Source organism: Staphylococcus sp. GDH8C109P (assembly GCF_017893405.1).
GTDB lineage: Bacteria > Bacillota > Bacilli > Staphylococcales > Staphylococcaceae > Staphylococcus > Staphylococcus cohnii.
In genome coordinates this window covers 163,508-182,077 of record NZ_JAESMX010000014.1, presented here as the reverse complement: position 1 = coordinate 182,077, position 18,570 = coordinate 163,508, and the positions used below count along the sequence as shown (strand labels likewise).

Genomic DNA, 18,570 nt, shown 5'->3' with positions numbered 1-18,570 from the left:
GGGGAGAAAAATATGAACTACGACTGGATTAAAACGAGAGCGACATTTGACGATGAAAAAGCCGCAGTGATTGACCCATTCAAAGGCACGGAATGGACCTATCAAGATTTGAATATTCGTGCAGAAAATTTAGCTAATTATTTACAAAATCAAGGTGTAAAACGTGGTGATGTCGTCGGTATATTCACGCCTAATGATGTAGCGTTATTAGATTTGATGTTCGCTTCATTTAAATTGGGTGCCGTATACTTACCAATTAATTGGCGTTTGAAAACACAGGAAATAAAAAGTGTGATTGAAGATTCCAATGTCAAACTCATTTTTTACGCTGAGAAGCATGTTTCAAGTTTAGAAGGCATTGCAGATGATTTGCTACACATGGATATTGACTCAAATGCATACGATGAAGTAGTAGATCCTTCGCAACACCGTCCATTCAATACTGTTAGTGTGGAAGGAAGCGATTTAGCGTCATTAATGTATACAAGTGGTACGACAGGACTACCTAAAGGCGTTATGTTTTCATACGATTCTTTTGTAAATAATCCAATTAATATAGCACTGACTTATAAAATTAATTCGACGTATACAACAATTGTTTCCACACCAATGTTTCATGTCTTAGGATTTAACGATTTGACACTACCTTTATTAATGGCTGGTGGCACACTGATATTACAGCGTTACTTTAATGGCGAAGCGTTAAATGATTTAATGGCTCAGTACCAACCTAATTATTTAATTCAGATTCCAACGATGTATTACGCCATGTTAGTAGCTGAAAATTTCGATTTGAAAAACTTTGAAAGTATCGATTTCTTAATTCAAGGTGGTTCATCACCTTTACCAATGGTACAAAAGAAATTTAATAGCTTGGGCTATTCAATTATTAATGGTTATGGTTTAACTGAAGCACCGCTTGTCATGGTTAATACACCTGAGAATGGCGCACAGAAACCAGGCAGTATTGGTAAGCCGGTCATGTTTATGGATATATGTATATTTGATGATAATTTTGAAGAAGTAGAAGTTGGTGAAATTGGTGAACTTGGCGTTCGTGGTAATAATATAACACCTGGTTATTGGAATAAACCGGAAGAAACTGCAAAAACATTTCACGGCGAATATTTCTTAACAGGTGATTTAGCAAAAGTAGACGAAGATGGTGATGTCTATATCGTTGATCGTCGTAAAGAAATGATTATTACTGGTGGTGAGAATGTTTTACCTTCCGAAGTAGAAACGGTATTAGCAGAACACCCACTCGTAGCTCAAGGTGTTGTCGTTGGATATGACAGTCCCAAATATGGTGAATCAGTTGCTGCAGCAGTTGTACTTACCAAAGATGACCCAGACTTTGAAGCAAAATTAGACGCGCATATGCGTGAAAATATTGCTGGTTATAAAATTCCGAGATTATATCTGAAATTGACACACATGCCATTGAATTCAACATCAAAAGCAGACAAATTAGAACTTCAGAAATACATGAATGAGAAAGCCCAACAAGAAGTGAAAAATGTTGACGATTTGAATTAAAATAAAATGCTGAAAAGCACAAAATTTTTTTACTATAAATGTAAGCGCTATCAAAAAATGGAGGTTTTTATTATGCCAACAAAAGAAGAAACATTAAAAGCATTGTACCCAGAAGATATTTTAAGTATTGGAAAAGATTTAACAGAAGGTGAAGTTAAATTATTAAAACAATTGAATGACATGTTAGAAGAAAAGTATCGTGATTCTGTCAATGAACATTGGTTAAATGCCACTGAGCCAGAAGATTATTTTGATGAATTAGGGAAACTTAACTATTTTAATAATCCATTGCTTTTTGAAGGACGTGAAGGCGCTCGTACACCGAGTCAAATGTTCCAATTTTTCATGTCATATACGATTGCAAGATTTGATGTATCTTTAGCAACGTTGTTAGGTGTACATCAAGGATTAGGACATAATTCATTCTGGTTTGGCGGTAGTAAAGAGCAACAGGCATATTACCTGCCAAAGTTACAATCACATGAATTACGTACTTGCTTTGCACTTACGGAACCAGAACATGGCTCTGATGTCGCAGGTGGATTAGAAACAACTGCAAAACGTCAAGGCGATGAATGGATTATTAATGGTGAAAAGAAATGGATTGGTGGAGCAAATGTTTCAGATGTCATGCCAGTCTATGCCGTAGATGTAGAAACAGGAAAACCTAAAGGCTTCATTATTGGACCAAGCCAAGAAGGTGTAGAAATTGAACTGTTAGAACATAAAATTGCACTAAGAATCGTACCTAATGCAAAAATTCGTTTGAAGAATGTCGTTGTCAAAGAGGAACAACGTTTACAAAATATCAATAGTTTTAAAGATATAGCGAAAGTTTTATATTCAACACGTGCAGGTGTTGCATATATGGCAACAGGTGCAATGGCTGGTGCATTGAAGGCAACGACAGATTACGTAACAAAGCGTAAACAATTTGGTAAAGAAATTAGTAAATTCCAACTCATTCAAGAAAAATTGGCAATGATGCAAGGAAACTTAGCACAAGCTATGGCTACATGCGCACAGCTCGCACGTATGCAGGCTAACGGTGAATATGATGAAGTAGCGACTTCAACAGCTAAAATGATGAATTCATTAAGATTAAGAGAGACTGTAGCTATGGGTCGTGGTGTTCATGGTGGTAATGGTATCTTAGCTGGAGAGTATGATATTGCTCGTTTCTTTGCGGATGCAGAAGCGATTTACACATATGAAGGTACGCACGAAGTCAACGCACTGGTTATCGGCAGAGCAATTACAGGAGATTCCGCATTTATATAAAATTTTATGCTTAAATGGTTAATGAAAAAATTGGAGGGTTTAGTATGACGATAAGAAAAGCAACAGTGCTAGGTGCAGGAACAATGGGTAGTCAAATTGCTGCACTACTTGTAAATGCAGGCTTAAAAGTTAAATTATTGGATATTGTCATTGATGAAAATGATCCTAATAAAATCTCGAAAAAGGCTTATGAAGTAATAACAAATCCTAAACGTCCACAACTGTTTGATTTATCATTTGCCTCAAACTTATCATATGGTAATTTCAATGAAGATTTACAAGATGATGATGCAGATATATATATTGAGGCAGTTAAAGAAGAAGTGGACATAAAGCATCAAATTTGGGATCAAGTTAAAAAAGTAGCAAATGATGATGCAGTGTTTGCAACAAATACTTCAGGTATTCCAATTGAAGCAATTGCAGAGGTATTTGACGATCGTGATAAAGAAAGATTTTTCGGTATGCACTTCTTCAATCCACCAAGAATAATGAAATTAGTGGAAGTTATCCCAAATAAACAAACGCATCCAGAGGTTGTCGAACGGGTACAAGCTTTTGCAGAAGATGTATTAGGTAAAGGTGTAATTGTAGCAAACGATGTACCTGGATTTGTTGCCAATAGAGTCGGCACACAAACAATGAATGATATTATGTATCGAGCAGAACAACAAGGTTTCTCTATTACTGACGTTGACGCATTAACAGGTCGCAGTATTGGTCGACCTAAAATGGGCACATATGGGCTATCTGATTTAGTAGGATTAGATATTGCTATGGCTGTGATCAAAGGATTACAAAAAATTCCAGAAGAACAACCATTCTTCAAAGATGTAGCACTTTCTGAAAAATTAGCGAAAAATGGTGCATTAGGTAATAAAACAAAACAAGGGTTTTATAAAAAAGTAAATAAACAGCGTTATGTTTATGATGATAAGCAAAATGACTATGTTGAACCTAAACAACCACAATTAGAAATTTTAGGTCGCTTTAGTAAAGATCTTGCTTCAAATTTAGATGTTATCTTTAATGCGCAAGATGATGCGGGTGTATTCTTATGGGAAACATTGCGAAATAATTTCTATTATTCAGCAGTGAATGTACCAAAAGCTGCGGAAGATTTTAAAGATATTGATCGCGCATTAGTTTGGGGCTTTAACTGGAAATTAGGACCATTCCAATTATGGGATTTAATGGGATATGAACGTGTTAAATCTCGTATGAAAGAAGAATTAGGTCAATTACCTGATTGGATTGAGCAACGCAACGAAGCGTTTTATGCTGAAGGTGAATCTATTGAACGCGTAACACCAGTAGCAGCTTATATCGATTCAGAGTTGTGGGATAGATCGGATTCAAATTTATCTATCGCGAACAAAGATCAACTATTATTAAAATTACAAAGCAAAAATAATGTCATTTCAAATAGCTTCTTATCCGATTTATTAGAAGCGATTGATAAGCTTGAAAATGAAGACTTTACGAGCATGGTGATTTACGCAGGCGGTAACAACTTTAGTGTAGGTGCTAATTTATATCAAATGAAGAAAGCACATGAAGACGGAAAAGTAGTTTCTGAAGTAGGTGAAGCGGTCGAACAATTACACCATGTATTTGCGAGACTAAAACATTCATTGAAACCTGTTGTAACAGCTGTTCAAGGACGTGCATTAGGCGGTGGTTGCGAACTCGTACTACATTCGCCAATTGTTGTAGCGGCAAGTGAGTCTTACATTGGTCTTGTAGAAACAGGTGTAGGTTTATTGCCAGCAGGTGGTGGACTCGCAGAACTCACGGATCGCATTATGCGTACTAATCATAAAAATGATGATAAACAAGCGTCTATTACTAATATTTTAATGCAGATTGGTTTAGCAAAAGTCTCTACAAATGCTTATGAAGCTAAGAGATATGGCTATTTAAAAGAAACAGATACAGTTATTTTAAATACAGAAAGACGTATTGAAATTGCATTGAAACGTGCGCGCTATGAATCTGAAGCGAATTATGTACCACTTCCAAAATCTCAATATATCGCTTTAGGTCGAGACTTTAAAGCCTTAGCAGAAGGTCAATTAGATGCACAGCGTGTAGGTCACTTTATTAGTGATTACGATTATGAAATAACATTGAAGGTTGCAGAAGTACTGAGTGGTGGAGATGTTCCACGTAACACCTATGTAAATCAAAGATATTTACAAAAACTTGAAAAAGAAAGATTTTTAGAATTACTTCAAAATAAAAAAACATACGATAGAATTTCTCACATGTTAGAAAAAGGAAAACCACTACGCAACTAATAATCGAACATTATAGAAGAAAGGGTGAAACTAAATGCGAGATGCATATATAGTAGCTTATGGACGTTCAGCAGCTGGTAAGGCAAAAAATGGTGCAATGACTCATGAAAGACCCGATGAAGTTGCTGCAAAAGTATTGAAAGGTGTTTTAGAAAGAGTTGGAGGTTCGTTTGAACCTAATATGGTTGAAGATGTCATTGTTGGGAATTCATTTCCAGAAGGCTTGCAAGGGCAAAATATTGCTAGAACGATTGCTTTATTAGCAGGAATGCCAAATGAAGTACCAGGTCAAACAGTCAATCGTTATTGTTCTTCAGGCTTACAAACGATTGCACATGCAGCAAATCAAATTAAAGCAGATCAAGCGGACATTCTTGTTGCTGGAGGTATTGAACTTATGAGTGCAGTACCGATGGGGGGCAATGAACCGACCAATAACCCAATTCTGCAAGACGAAGATTCTGGTGTTTCTTATCCGATGGGTTTAACTGCTGAAATGGTTGCTGACACTTATAAGGTTTCTAGAGAAGATCAAGATGCCTATGCAGTACAAAGTCATGCTCGTGCTGCTAAAGCACAAGCAGAAGGTAAATTTGAAGATGAAATTATTCCGATTGAAGTGAATAAAGTAGATTATAATGAAAATGGTCCAGTCGTGTCGCAAAAAGTATTTAAAGATGATGAATTGATTAGACCAGATACGAATCAAGAAGCATTATCTAAATTACCCACTGTTTTTAAGGCGGACGGCACAGTGACTGCAGGCTCCTCGGCACCTTTGACTGATGGCTCAGGCTTTGTAGTCGTCATGTCAGGAGAAAAGGTGAAGGAATTAGGCGTAGAACCAATTGCAAGATTCGTAGGCTTTAAAGCAGTAGGGGTAGATCCTAAATTGATGGGCATTGGACCTGCTTATGCAATTCCTGAAGTGTTAAAACAAGCAAACTTGAATGTAGATGATATTGATTTAGTAGAGTTGAATGAAGCTTTTGCATCTCAAACAATCGCTTCAATGAGAGAGACAGGTTTAGATACTCAAAAGACCAATGTTAACGGCGGTGCAATTGCCTTAGGCCATCCATTAGGTGCTACGGGTGCGATGTTAGTCGGCAGATTACTTTCAGAAATGAAAAAACGCCCAGATACACAATATGGCATGGTTACCATGTGTATCGGTGTTGGTATGGGTGCTGCAGGTATCTTTGAATATGTAAGGTAATAATTTAATGATTAAGTAGTAATAAAACCCTGAAATATTAATATTTTGTTAGGAATGGGTTTAAGACAATTAATATGCTCCCTTCAAAGTGACATTTAAAAAATGAAACTTGGAGGGAGCGTTTCTATGCCGAAAAATTATTTTAACATATACTTATCACATCTATAGCGATAAGACGTGATAAGTATTGGTAGGTCAGTTTTGAGTACGTAAGCGTTGTTTAGCAGTGTGTGTAGCTTTGGTTACTTTTTCATTTTTTCGCGCTTTTCCTAAACCAAAAGCTGGCATATTTATATAAATATTTTCATGTTGGTTCGCATCGACATTATAAGTCTCATGATAAAAACCTACAGCATCATTATGCTTGAGTTCTTTCATAAATCGTCGCCACGCTTTTAAATGCACAGGCATTTTTGAATACGAAAGTAATTTTTCATTAGATTCCCAATATTGAACAATCATCACACCACGATATTTAAATAGCATTTCAAAAGATAAACAACCCAGCGTTTGGTCTTTTGATAATTCTCTAAACATAGGTGGCATAGCTAAGAGTACAGGTAACCATTTATGAATTTTATGCCATTTGTTTATATGAAGTCCTATTAGAAAAACTGTAATCGATGTATTAGGTATTACAGTGTATCTACCTTTATTCATGTTTTTCATCCTTCCTTTTTGAAAGCATAGCGTTAATCTCATTGATATCTTGTTGGTTACGCTTCGTTTCTATTGACCAAATGATAAAATAGACAATGGTATAGATGACGACAAAAGATAATAAAGCTGAAACTTTAAGTGGAAACCATCCCGCTAGAATTGCTAAAGGGAGCATGATGACAAACATTAAGATGAAGTGAAGTAAAGTTTTAAATAATAAAGATTTTCTAGAATTTGAAAATATGAGTGCTCCAAAACTGAATGTAATACCAATTAATGCCCAGATGGTAACTGCGATAAACATCGTTTGTAATTCACTTAAATATTGAAAGTATAAATGGCCCATTGTTGAGACAGGGGAGACTGGATGAAATGAGTTATGTGAAAAAATAGTTGAAAACAATAACGAAATTATAACTCCAATAGCAATACCTGTGATTGCGCCGTGTATTAAACGTTTCATAATTTTAATGCCTCCTTGATTAATGGCAAGTACCTTCTTGATGAATAAGTGAAATCATTATTAGTAAAACGAACTTCAATTGTGCCATTTTTATTGAGTTTCAAGTAATCAATATAATTAATATTAATTATTTCAGATTTAGAAATTTGTAAAAAATAGGTGTTGAGTTGAGATTTGATTTCGTATAGTCGTTGATTCATGGTGAATTGTTTATCTACAGTAATCATAGTTAGGATTTTATTTTCTATACGAAATGAAATAATATCTTCCTGTTTTATAAAGTGTGTTTCTCCTTTATATTTTCCGGGAAATAATTTGGTTTTAGATAGTTTGTTAATATAGTTAACGATGTCAGTCACGTGTTCAGTGTGCTCATTTACTTCAATGATGATTTGATTGTTGTCTAAATTTTGATTATATATTACTTTCACATCCATGCTCAGTTCGCCTCCTTCTTATGATAAGTAAAACAAATATATGTCTGGGTTACCATATTAAATGGATAAGTGGTCGTAATCATATGCTAAATGGCATATTTAGTTGTATATTTAGCAATAAAAACCACCTCAATACGATTAACTGTAAAGTAATCGCTCAGACTGTCGACAAAGTTTCCGATTTTGTTGGCAGTTTTTTTATGCACGCTTTCCGCGGGCACTGCCTTAGCCAATAGTCTTCGGCTAGTGCTATTCCCGCAGGAGTCGGCATAAATTACTGCCGATATCACACTAAAGTATTACTAATTCAGAGACTATCTTGTCTCATTGATTTGAATTTCTAAAAATTGAAATGGCTCAGACTGTCGACAAAGTCTCCGATTTTGTTGGCAGTTTTTTTATGCACGCTTTCCGCAGGCACTGCCTTAGCCAGTAGTCTTCGGCTAGTGCTATTCCCGCAGGAGTCGGCATAAATTACTCATCTTTATATATTGACTCCGCACTTATTTAAAGCAAATGCAAATAAAAAAAGTATATAACTGAATTAGCTGAAAAGGACGCACTCCATTTTCAAGAAGCATTAAATAATGAAATTAACGAATAAAAATTAGTTCAAGGGAAAAGTTCTATTTGAAAAAACGATATAAATAGAAAATAAACAAACCCTTCGCAAATTAATACGAAGGGTTTGTCTACTTTCTGTACGATTAACTGTAAAGTAATCGCTGAGGTGGTTATAGGATTAAAATTGATGTGATGATAGTGTAGTGGCTGGCGCAACTATCAATAAACATCACGTTGATATCTTTGATTTTTAATTAGTTCTGTTAAATAATCTTCTGCTTGTGCTTGATTAAAGTTACCGTGCTGAATGAGTACATTGACAAAGGATTGGTGTACACCTTTTGCCATCTCTTCTTTGTCACCACAAAGATAAATGGTTGCACCGTTTGTTAGCCATTGATAAAAATCTGCCCCATTTTCTTCAATTCGGTGTTGAACATAGATTTTATTTTCTGTATCTCTTGAAAATGCTAAATCTAGTTTGCTCAGCACGCCTTGATTAAGCCATGATTCTAAATCTTTACGATATAGGAAATCTGCATCAACATTTTGATTTCCAAATATGAGCCATTGGTTACCTTTAAGTCCTAAATGTTCTCTTTGTTGGAGATATGCTCTGTAAGGCGCAATGCCAGTACCTGCACCAATCATAATGACTGGTGTTTGCTCATCATAAGGGAATTTAAAATTTGGATTCTTTTTAAGATAAACAGGTAATTTATCGCCTAATTGTGTACGGTCTGCAAGTTGTACAGAGCATACGCCATGGCGTTCACGATGATGTGCTTCATATTTAACCACGCGTACAGTTATATGGACGGTATGTGGATTTACTTGATTGCTGCTGGCAATAGAGTATTCCCTAGGTGGCAGTTTTCTTAATAAGTCTTTTAGCATATCAGGTGATAGTGCGACAGGTGTAAAATCTTTAATTAAATCGATGAAATCTCTGCCATAAATATAATCTTGCACCCATTCCTTGTTTTGTACATTTGCATTTAGCATAGGATTACCAAATAATGCAGCTGCATTATTTAATATAGATGGCGTTAATTTAGCAATTTCAAACTCATTCGTAAGTGCATCCTGTATAGTAGCTCTATTGCCGCTATTGTCTACATCTATTGTTGTTGTGCTATCCCAACCCAATGTATTGATCAATTCTGCTACAAGTTCTGGATTGTTTTTAGGGATAATTACTAAACTATCTCCAGGTTCATAGGCTTCACCATATCCATCTAAGGATAATTCAAGATGTCTGACTTCACGGGTAGCAGTTGGTTCAGTTAACACACTATTTTCGATGATTTCAGCATAAAATGGATGTGTTTTTGAATAAGCTGCTTGTGGTTCTTCGACAACAACATCTTCATCTTTGGGTTCATTGTTTTGACTACCGGGAGACATTTGAGACAAAAGTTCAAGCATGTCAATAATCCATTGCTCAGATACTTCTTCAAAATCAAAGTCGCATTCAACACGATCTGCTAAACGATGGCCGCCTAAATCACCTAAGATTTTGTCGAAATCTTTACCTGCTTGGCAGAAATCAGGGTAATCTTGATCACCTAACGCGAGTACTGAGAAGTTTAAATGACTTAAATCTGGTGCCTCATCACTATGCAGGTAGTCATAAAAATCTAACGCATTAATCGGAGGTTCACCTACGCCATGCGTTGATGTAATGATAAACACATGGTTAACTTTCGATAAGTCCTCTTGAGGAAAGTCATCCATTTCCCATGTGTGAACTGTAAAATCATGTTCTTTTAATTTCGTTTCAAATTCATCAGCAATTTCTTCAGCATTGCCTGTTTCTGTACCAAATAAAATGTTTACTTCTATGGGTTCATCTGTAGATATTGTCGAATGTGACGTATCTTCTGTTGGTACTTCAGCAGTAGTTGAGTGAATGGATGATGTTGCTTCAGCTGTTGTGTTTGAGTGCTCAGATGTTTCAGGATGATCAGTATATTGTAATGGGTCACCTTCATCTGTAGAAGTATTAAGCAAATAGCCGCTTAACCAAGACTGTTGATTTGATGACAGTGTTGGCATAAGTTGTTGTATAAGTTCCAATTGATTTTCATCAAAAGGGGAATTTGTTCTATTTAATTCCAAAAAGGTCACCTCGTATTGTATTAAAAATTTATAGTAAAGCATGAACAATAACACGCTATTTATATAATAGAATTTAATTGAAGTATAACATTGATTTTATTTTTTTAAATGATAGAGATTATCATCTGTCAAAAATCCAACTTATGACCTATGTATTTATTCCATAAAAGTGGGACGGGATAGAAATCAAATATGGTATTTGATATCAAATTCCCGCCCCAGTTAAGTTGGTAATATGATTTAATATGTTGGTTTCTATAAACAGCAAATGATAATAATCTGTGTAGTATCATTTTAAATCGTTACGCATCAACATAATCATACTTTAGAATTTATTTATGATTTATAAAAGAGAAATATCAATATAAGAAGTGCTCAATTTCTTATATATTATAATGGCTAGGTTTTATAAGTTTCATATTATAGAGGCGAAATGGACGGTCTCGCATCATGTTTATGGTTTGATAGCAAAGGCACGTACTGGAAAACCAGGTGCTTTGTTTGGTTTTGGACTAATAGCATAAATAATGGCACCTCGTGTAGGCAGTTGATCCAAATTGGTTAGTAACTCAAGTTGGAAAGTATCTTGACCTAATACGTAACGCTCTCCGACAATATCACCGTTTTTGGCAACATCTACGGAAGCATCTGTATCGAATGTTTCATGGCCGATTGATTTGACTTGTCTATCTTCTAGTAAATATTGTAAGGCATCCAAGCCCCAACCAGGTAAGTGTAGTTGTCCTTCTGCATCTTTATTTTCAAAGCGTTCAATATCTGGCCACCGTTTGGACCAATCGCTACGAAAGGCAACAAAAGTCCCTGGTTCGATTGAACCATATTCAGCTTCCCATTGTTTAATATGCTCACGCGTTAAAATAAAGTCAGCATCAGCTGCTACTTCTTGTGAAAAATCTAAAACAACGAGTGGTAATACGAGTTCTTTTAAATCAATTTCATGAAGATAGCGTGTTTTTTCGACAAAATGTATCGGCGCATCTATGTGTGTACCATACTGAGTCACAATATTCCAATTTTGGACATAGAAGCCATCGTCAGCAACATTAAATAGTGTAGAGACTTTGGCGCGTTCAAATTCACTAAAACATGGAATGGTTTCATCAAATGTATGGGTTAAATCTACCCATGTTGAAGTTTTTAATTGTTCTAACTGCTCCCATAGTGGATAATTCATTGATATCACCTTCGTCATTAATGATTAAACTGTTGCTGGGTTTGTTGATTTACGTAATTTGTCTACTGAATTCACAAGCACAGTCAATGCTTCTCTTACTTCGTCCTCTTTACGTGTTTTCAAACCACAATCTGGATTAACCCAGAATAAAGAACGGTCAATTTCTTGTAAAGCGCGGTTAATTGCTTCAGTGATTTCAGATTCAGTAGGGATACGTGGACTATGGATATCATATACCCCTAATCCGATACCTAAGTCATAAGTAATATCTTCAAAATCTTTAATTAAGTCACCATGGCTACGAGATGTCTCTATTGAAATAACATCTGCATCTAAATCATAGATAGCATGAATGATTTGTCCAAATTGAGAATAGCACATATGTGTATGAATTTGCGTTTCATCAGCAACAGATGATGTAGCTAATTTAAATGAATGCACAGCTTTATTAAGATAATCTTCATGGTATTCTGAACGTAATGGCAAACCTTCTCTCAATGCAGGTTCATCAACTTGAATAATTTGGATACCAGCTTTTTCTAAAGCTAAAACTTCTTCATTAATCGCTAATGCAATTTGGTCCTGTACAGTTTCACGTGGTAAGTCTACACGTTCAAATGACCAATTCAAGATCGTCACTGGTCCTGTAAGCATACCTTTTACTGGTCTATCCGTTAAACTTTGTGCATAAAGCGTCTCTTTGACCGTTAAAGGCTCTGTCCATTTTACATCACCATAAATGATTGGTGGTTTTACCGCACGTGAACCGTATGATTGTACCCATCCATACTTCGTCACTAAGAAGCCTTGTAATTTTTCTCCGAAGAATTCTACCATGTCATTTCGCTCAAATTCGCCATGTACTAAGACATCTAAGCCGATATCTTCTTGGATTTTAATCCAGCGCGCAATTTCATTTTTTAAGAATGTTTTATAATCTTCATCTGTAATTCGATTATTTTTCCAATCTGCACGGAATTTTCTTACTTCTTGTGATTGCGGGAATGATCCAATCGTTGTTGTTGGTAAATCAGGTAAGTTAAGACGTGCATCTTGTGCTTTTTTACGTACTTTAAATGGTGACTGACGTGTAGTGCGTACACTGTCGAAATCATACTCTAGATTTTTGAATGATTGATTTTGGAAGCGATCATAACGTGCTTTCAATTCATCAAATTTTTGGCTGTCATTGTCATTAAATAATCGTCTTAATGCATCTAATTCATCTAATTTTTCAGTGGCAAAACTCAAGCCCTCTGCGATAGATTCATCTAATGTTTCATCGTCTAATGATACCGGCACATGTAATAGAGAAGAAGATGGTTGAATGACAAGGTTATTTGTAGCATTTTGTAATGTGTCGATTAATGATTTTTTAGCTTCAATATCTGCTGCCCACACATTACGACCATCTATAATACCTGCATAAAGTGATTTGTTTTTGTCTAAGTCTCCATCTTTAATTTGTTTTAAGTTATAGCCATTATCATGTACAAAATCTAAACCTAATCCTTTTACAGGTAAGCTGTTTAGGAATTTTAAGTTTACACGTTCAAAATAAGTTTGAATCACAAGTTGATTACTTAAGCCTGCTTCCTCAAAATAGTTATAAGCAGTACGTGTAATATCTTCAAATGACGCACTATCATCTTCCACAAGTACAGGTTCATCGATTTGAATGTATTCCGCGCCTGCATCTACTAAAGACTGTAAAACTTCTTTATATAAAGGCAATAATGTATTTACTTTTTCTTCAAATGATTGTGAACCTCCCTTAGAGAGTTTTACGAATGTTATTGGGCCCACGATTACTGGGTGTGCATTCACGTTAATAGATTGTGCATATTTGAAACGCTCTAATAATACATTGTCATTCAATTTTGGCTCTACGTTGTCCCATTCAGGTACAATATAATGATAATTTGTGTTGAACCATTTGATCAATGCACTTGCAACATGCTCTTTGTTACCTCTAGCAATGTCGAATAATAAATCATTGTCTAATGCTCTGCCTTGGAAACGTTCTGGAATAAAATTGAATAATAATGATGTATCAAGAATATGATCATAAAGAGAGAAATCTCCGACAGGGACACTTGTTAAATTATAGTTCTTTTGTAGCAATAAATTCTCTTTATGCAAGTCTGTTAATTGTTGATTTAATGTAGGGGCATCTATTTTATTAGCCCAGTAACTTTCTATTGCTTTTTTCCACTCTCTTTTTCTACCTAATCTTGGGAAACCTAAATTTGATGTTTGAATTGTCATAATATTGCCTCCTGTTTACTTGAAGTAATTGATTGTGAATATGATGCAAGTGCTAAAGTGTAATCTACTTTCTGGAACGGTGTAATTAAATATAAACCGTTAAAATATTTATGAACGGTATCTATAAGTTCCTTAGAAAGTTTAAGGCTTAATGCTTTCGTTTTTTCTTTATCATCTTTAACAGCTTCAAATTGTTCTAAAATGTCTTCGGACAGTTTAATACCAGGCACTTCGTTGTGTAAAAATAGTGCATTATTATAGCTAGTGACTGGCATAATGCCAATAAAGAATGGTACGTCTAAATGTTTGGTTGCTTCATATATTTCTTCGATTTTTTCGGTGCTATAAACTGGCTGTGTTATAAAGTAATGCGTGCCACTTTCTATTTTTTTCTCAGCACGTTTGACTGAACCTTCGAGTTTACGAACATTCGGATCAAAAGCACCTGCGATGTTGAAATTGGTTTTCTTCTTCAGCGCATCACCATCAGTGTTAATACCTTCGTTAAAGCGTAATGCAATTTCTGTTAAACCTTTGGAATTCACATCATAAACATTCGTTGCTCCTGGCAAGTGACCAATTTTTGATGGATCTCCTGTGATGGCTAATATTTCATTCACATTTAGTAAGGATAAGCCTAATAAATGTGATTGCAATCCAATGAGATTACGGTCGCGGCAAGTGATGTGAACGAGCGGTTCAATATCATATTGTTGTTTGATAATACTCGCTGCTGCAACATTACTGATACGCACAGTTGCTAAGGAGTTATCTGCTAAGGTCACCGCATCAATTTGAGCATCGTCAAGTTTTTTGATATTTCTGAAAAATGTTTCTGTATCTAAGTGCTTTGGCGTGTCTAATTCTACTATAATTGTAGGTCGTGCTTTAACTTTAGTTGTTAAATTTTGTTGCTGTGTATTGGCATGTGAAGGGCTATTGTATTTTTTTATAGGGATTACATTTTTACTGGATACCGGTTTGAGATTGGCTACTGAGGACTTAATGTATTGAATATGTTCTGGTGTAGTCCCGCAACATCCTCCGATAATCCTAACGCCTTCTTGAATCAATTGTTCCGCCACTTTACCAAAGTATTCGGCATTGTCACTATATTTAAATCGACTATTTTCAATATCTAATAAACTTGCATTGGGATAGCAAGATAGATACGCATTGTCAGGTAATTCAATATGTGAAAAAGATTGCTGCATGTGATGAGGACCATGGTGACAATTGAGTCCAACGATATCAGCACCACTATCAACAACGCGTTGTAAAGCTGTATTAATTTCCGTACCATCTCTTAAATAATTTGTGTTTAAAGCAGTTAATTGAGCAATGATAGGAATACGATGTTTCCGTTTTGTAGCTTGAATAATATTAGTAAGTTCTTCTAAATCATAATAGGTTTCGAAAAGTAAACCATCGACACCTTCTTCAATCAAAGTATCCACTTGGATTTCTGTATGATATTGAATGGCTTCTAAACCTAAATCTTCCTGTTTCACACCTCTAAACCCACCAACAGTACCTAATATAAATGTTTCATCATTAGCTGCTTTTTTGGCAATTTGTACTGCGGCTTTGTGTATTTCTTTAACTTTGTGTTCTAAACCAAATACTTTTAATTTTTCAAAGTTGGCACCATAAGTATTGGTCTGAATAATATCAGCACCAGATTCAATGTAGGAGCGGTGTATCCGTTCTATTTTGTCAGGATGGGTTAAATTATATGCTTCTGGACAAGTATCTAGACCATCAGAATATAGAATGGTTCCCATTGCACCATCAGCGACTAAAATGTTCTGTTTCAGTTTGTTGATGAGTTGACTCATTGAAAGCCTCCTTCAGTGCGTAGTTTAAATCAGCAATTAATTCGTCAGCATTTTCTAAGCCCACACTTAATCTGAATAATCCAAACGTGATATTGCGTGCTTCACGAACTTCTTTTGGTACAGCAGCATGAGACATAGTAGCAGGATGAGATAAAATAGTCTCTACACCACCCAAACTTACAGAAACAAGTGGCAGTGTGAGTGCATCTACAAAGGCTTGTGCTTTCGATTCATCTTTAAGTCTTAAACCTAAAACAGCACCACCATGTTTTGCTTGAGACAAGTGTAACTTGTCATTTCCCGGGTAATAAACTTCTGCAATTTCTTCGCGCTGCGCTAAGAAATCATAAACTTGCTGTGCATTTTCCACAGATTGATTGAAACGTACAGACAATGTTTTTAAATGTTGTGCTAATGTCCAGCAATCATGTGCAGATAGTGCAGTTCCAGTACCATTTTGTAATAGATAAAGTGCATCTGCTACTGCTTTATTGTTTGTGATAGCAGCGCCAGCAATAATGTCACTATGGCCACCCAAGAATTTTGTAGCGCTATGTACGACGATATCTGCACCTAAAGCTAAAGGTGACTGACCAAGTGGCGTCATAAATGTATTATCAACAGCGAGTAATAGTTTGTGTTGCTGTGTGATACGAGAGACGCCTTTAATATCAGTGATTTTAAATAATGGATTAGATGGCGTTTCAATATAAACTAGTTTTGTATTTGATTGAATCGCTTCCTCGATTTCTTGTAATCGTGTTGTGTCTACCGTCGTAAATTGAATATTAAAACGTGTTAAGATTTGTTCTGTTAATCTGAAAGTACCACCATAGACATCATCGGGTAGAATGACATGATCACCTGCATTTAATGTAAGTAGTACAGCTGAAATAGCTGCAATACCTGATGCGTAAGCAAATGCGTAATCGCCGCCTTCAAGTGCTGCTAATTTTTCTTCTAACAAAGCACGATTGGGGTTGCCACTTCGCGCATAATCATATTTAGCGTCGCCACCTAAAACTTTTTGATGAAATGTTGAAGAAGCATATAATGGTGGGTTAGCTGAATCGTAATCAACACCTCTTTGTGCGTCAAATATCACTTCTGTTTCTTTTGATAAACTCATATAATCACGCTTTCTTTAGATTTTTCTAATGCTTGTATAATGTCTTGTTCAATATCTTCGTAATCTTCCACACCGATGGATAATCTTAGTAAATGTTCATCAATGCCGCGTTTTTCTTTTTCTTCATCTGGCATATCAACGTGTGTTTGTGTATATGGAAATGTTATAAATGTTTCTGTTCCGCCCAAACTTTCTGCAAAAATACATACTTTTAAGTTTTCTAAAAATTTATCGGCTTTATAATTTTTATTTAAACGTAGACTCATCATTCCTGTTCGACCACAATATAAGACTTGGTCAATGCCTTTTAAGTTATAACATCGTTTGGCTAATAATTGAGCATTATATTCTGAACGATCCATTCTTAAATGCAATGTCTTTAAACCACGTTGCAGTAAGTAGCTGTCAAAAGGTGATAAAGTCGCACCAATCATATTATGAAATTCACCTAATTTTTCAGCTAAATTTGCATCTTTAACTGTCACTACACCAGCAAGTACATCATTATGACCACCTATGTATTTTGTAGCAGAATGTAGTACAATATCTGCACCATCTTCAAGTGGTGTTGAGAGATAAGGTGTTAAAAAAGTGTTGTCTATAATTGTTAATAAGTGATGTTTTTTACTTAAAATATAATATGGATCAACATCTACTTCTTGCATTTGTGGGTTTGAAATCGTTTCTATAAATAGTGCTTTGGTATTTTCTGTAATGCTTTCTTTGACTGTTTCATAGTTTAAGAAATCTACATATTTGAAATGTATACCGTATTGTTGCTCATAAAAATCAAATAGTCTAAATGTGCCACCATAAAGGTCGAATGAAACGAGTATTTCATCACCAGCTTTAAATAAATTACATATTAATTGTATGGCTGCCATGCCACTTGCAGTTGCAAATGAAGCAGTACCACGTTCTAACTTAGCAAATGATTCTTCAAAAGCTGAACGGGTAGGGTTTTTAGTTCTTGTATAATCAAAACCAGTTGATGTTCCTAAATGAGGATGCTGATATGCTGTTGATAAATAGATTGGATTTGCAATCGCTCCGGTTGCATCTTGTGTTAGTGCAATTTGTGATAACTCAGTATTTTTCATAATACAGATAACCTCCTTTAAAAAATAAAAAAAGCTTCCGTCCTTTAAACCCGATTCAATCGGATGTAAAGGACGAAAGCTTAGCTCGCGGTACCACCTTTGTTTATTACTTTATCACTAAAGTAACCTTGTCCAGTACGCCAAATTGCATTAATTACTTGTACTGAACTTGCGCTACCGTAATATGTTCAAATAAAAAACTCACTGTCACTGAAAGTGAAATGAGTATTAACGACATATACAACGCTTGGAATAATCCAGTACGCCATTAAACAAAATGTTAATACTGTATCGCTATAACGGGCGATCCCGTTGATACCTCATATTGGCATCAACACTCAAAGGCCATTTTCAAACTTTCTTTCTGTGTCTTCTTTCAGCAGGTGAAGACTCTCTGTGTCAGCAGTGTAAGTTCTACTTTCCTTATTACTGTGTGTTGCTATTTCGAATTTGTTA

At 35.5% G+C, this 18,570-nt stretch carries 13 protein-coding genes and 1 other annotated feature; of the genes, 4 read left to right on the top strand and 9 right to left on the bottom strand.

What is annotated here, in order from left to right; translation table 11 throughout:
* Positions 1-12 precede the first annotated feature (12 nt).
* The 4 genes from fadD (at position 13) to KA867_RS07620 (ending at position 6,339) form a co-directional block, all read left to right on the top strand.
* Positions 13-1,539, top strand: a complete 1,527-nt coding sequence (gene fadD, locus KA867_RS07635; protein ID WP_210137602.1) for a long-chain-fatty-acid--CoA ligase FadD — start codon at positions 13-15, stop codon at positions 1,537-1,539.
* Positions 1,540-1,611: 72 nt separating this feature from the next.
* On the top strand, positions 1,612-2,820 hold the full coding sequence (gene fadE, locus KA867_RS07630) for an acyl-CoA dehydrogenase FadE (RefSeq protein ID WP_481906157.1): 1,209 nt from the start codon (positions 1,612-1,614) through the stop codon (positions 2,818-2,820).
* Between the two features lie 44 nt (positions 2,821-2,864).
* Complete coding sequence (gene fadB / locus KA867_RS07625; protein WP_210137601.1) at positions 2,865-5,120, top strand: 3-hydroxyacyl-CoA dehydrogenase/crotonase FadB; 2,256 nt, start codon at positions 2,865-2,867, stop codon at positions 5,118-5,120.
* Positions 5,121-5,154: 34 nt separating this feature from the next.
* Complete coding sequence (locus KA867_RS07620; RefSeq protein WP_210137600.1) at positions 5,155-6,339, top strand: thiolase family protein; 1,185 nt, start codon at positions 5,155-5,157, stop codon at positions 6,337-6,339.
* Between the two features lie 195 nt (positions 6,340-6,534).
* Here KA867_RS07620 and KA867_RS07615 read toward each other — a convergent pair whose 3' ends face one another.
* From KA867_RS07615 to KA867_RS07575, 9 genes are all read right to left on the bottom strand, one after another.
* The gene (locus KA867_RS07615) at positions 6,535-6,999 is read right to left on the bottom strand and encodes a DUF4188 domain-containing protein (protein ID WP_210137599.1); all 465 of its coding nucleotides are present in this window, start codon (positions 6,997-6,999) and stop codon (positions 6,535-6,537) included.
* Positions 6,992-7,462, bottom strand: coding sequence for a DUF3021 domain-containing protein (locus tag KA867_RS07610; RefSeq protein ID WP_210137598.1), 471 nt, complete (start codon positions 7,460-7,462; stop codon positions 6,992-6,994). The genes KA867_RS07615 and KA867_RS07610 overlap by 8 nt, the downstream gene beginning before the upstream one ends.
* On the bottom strand, positions 7,459-7,899 hold the full coding sequence (locus KA867_RS07605; protein ID WP_210137597.1) for a LytTR family DNA-binding domain-containing protein: 441 nt from the start codon (positions 7,897-7,899) through the stop codon (positions 7,459-7,461). Before KA867_RS07605 ends, KA867_RS07610 begins: the two co-directional genes overlap by 4 nt.
* A gap of 783 nt (positions 7,900-8,682) precedes the next feature.
* On the bottom strand, positions 8,683-10,584 hold the full coding sequence (locus KA867_RS07600) for a diflavin oxidoreductase (protein WP_210137596.1): 1,902 nt from the start codon (positions 10,582-10,584) through the stop codon (positions 8,683-8,685).
* 454 nt (positions 10,585-11,038) lie between these two features.
* A complete protein-coding gene (locus KA867_RS07595; RefSeq protein WP_210137595.1) occupies positions 11,039-11,779 on the bottom strand; it encodes a cyclase family protein in 741 nt (246 codons plus the stop codon).
* Positions 11,780-11,803: 24 nt separating this feature from the next.
* Positions 11,804-14,050 carry a 5-methyltetrahydropteroyltriglutamate--homocysteine S-methyltransferase gene (metE, locus tag KA867_RS07590; RefSeq protein ID WP_210137708.1) on the bottom strand — a complete coding sequence of 749 codons (2,247 nt, stop codon included), beginning with the start codon at positions 14,048-14,050 and terminating at the stop codon, positions 11,804-11,806.
* Positions 14,044-15,885, bottom strand: coding sequence for a bifunctional homocysteine S-methyltransferase/methylenetetrahydrofolate reductase (locus KA867_RS07585; RefSeq protein WP_210137594.1), 1,842 nt, complete (start codon positions 15,883-15,885; stop codon positions 14,044-14,046). The genes metE and KA867_RS07585 overlap by 7 nt, the downstream gene beginning before the upstream one ends.
* Positions 15,839-17,014 carry a cystathionine beta-lyase MetC gene (metC, locus tag KA867_RS07580; RefSeq protein WP_210137593.1) on the bottom strand — a complete coding sequence of 392 codons (1,176 nt, stop codon included), beginning with the start codon at positions 17,012-17,014 and terminating at the stop codon, positions 15,839-15,841. Before metC ends, KA867_RS07585 begins: the two co-directional genes overlap by 47 nt.
* Positions 17,011-18,114, bottom strand: a complete 1,104-nt coding sequence (locus KA867_RS07575) for a PLP-dependent transferase (protein WP_210137592.1) — start codon at positions 18,112-18,114, stop codon at positions 17,011-17,013. The genes metC and KA867_RS07575 overlap by 4 nt, the downstream gene beginning before the upstream one ends.
* Positions 18,115-18,179: 65 nt before the next feature.
* Positions 18,180-18,553 (bottom strand) — a binding site (T-box leader).
* Between the last annotated feature and the right edge of the window lie 17 nt (positions 18,554-18,570).

Coding starts and splice junctions, on each gene's coding strand:
- fadD (WP_210137602.1), top strand. CDS start 13: ATGAACTACGACTGGATTAAAACGAGAGCGACATTTGACGATGAAAAA.
- fadE (WP_481906157.1), top strand. CDS start 1,612: ATGCCAACAAAAGAAGAAACATTAAAAGCATTGTACCCAGAAGATATT.
- fadB (WP_210137601.1), top strand. CDS start 2,865: ATGACGATAAGAAAAGCAACAGTGCTAGGTGCAGGAACAATGGGTAGT.
- KA867_RS07620 (WP_210137600.1), top strand. CDS start 5,155: ATGCGAGATGCATATATAGTAGCTTATGGACGTTCAGCAGCTGGTAAG.
- KA867_RS07615 (WP_210137599.1), bottom strand. CDS start 6,999: ATGAATAAAGGTAGATACACTGTAATACCTAATACATCGATTACAGTT.
- KA867_RS07610 (WP_210137598.1), bottom strand. CDS start 7,462: ATGAAACGTTTAATACACGGCGCAATCACAGGTATTGCTATTGGAGTT.
- KA867_RS07605 (WP_210137597.1), bottom strand. CDS start 7,899: ATGGATGTGAAAGTAATATATAATCAAAATTTAGACAACAATCAAATC.
- KA867_RS07595 (WP_210137595.1), bottom strand. CDS start 11,779: ATGAATTATCCACTATGGGAGCAGTTAGAACAATTAAAAACTTCAACA.
- KA867_RS07585 (WP_210137594.1), bottom strand. CDS start 15,885: ATGAGTCAACTCATCAACAAACTGAAACAGAACATTTTAGTCGCTGAT.
- metC (WP_210137593.1), bottom strand. CDS start 17,014: ATGAGTTTATCAAAAGAAACAGAAGTGATATTTGACGCACAAAGAGGT.
- KA867_RS07575 (WP_210137592.1), bottom strand. CDS start 18,114: ATGAAAAATACTGAGTTATCACAAATTGCACTAACACAAGATGCAACC.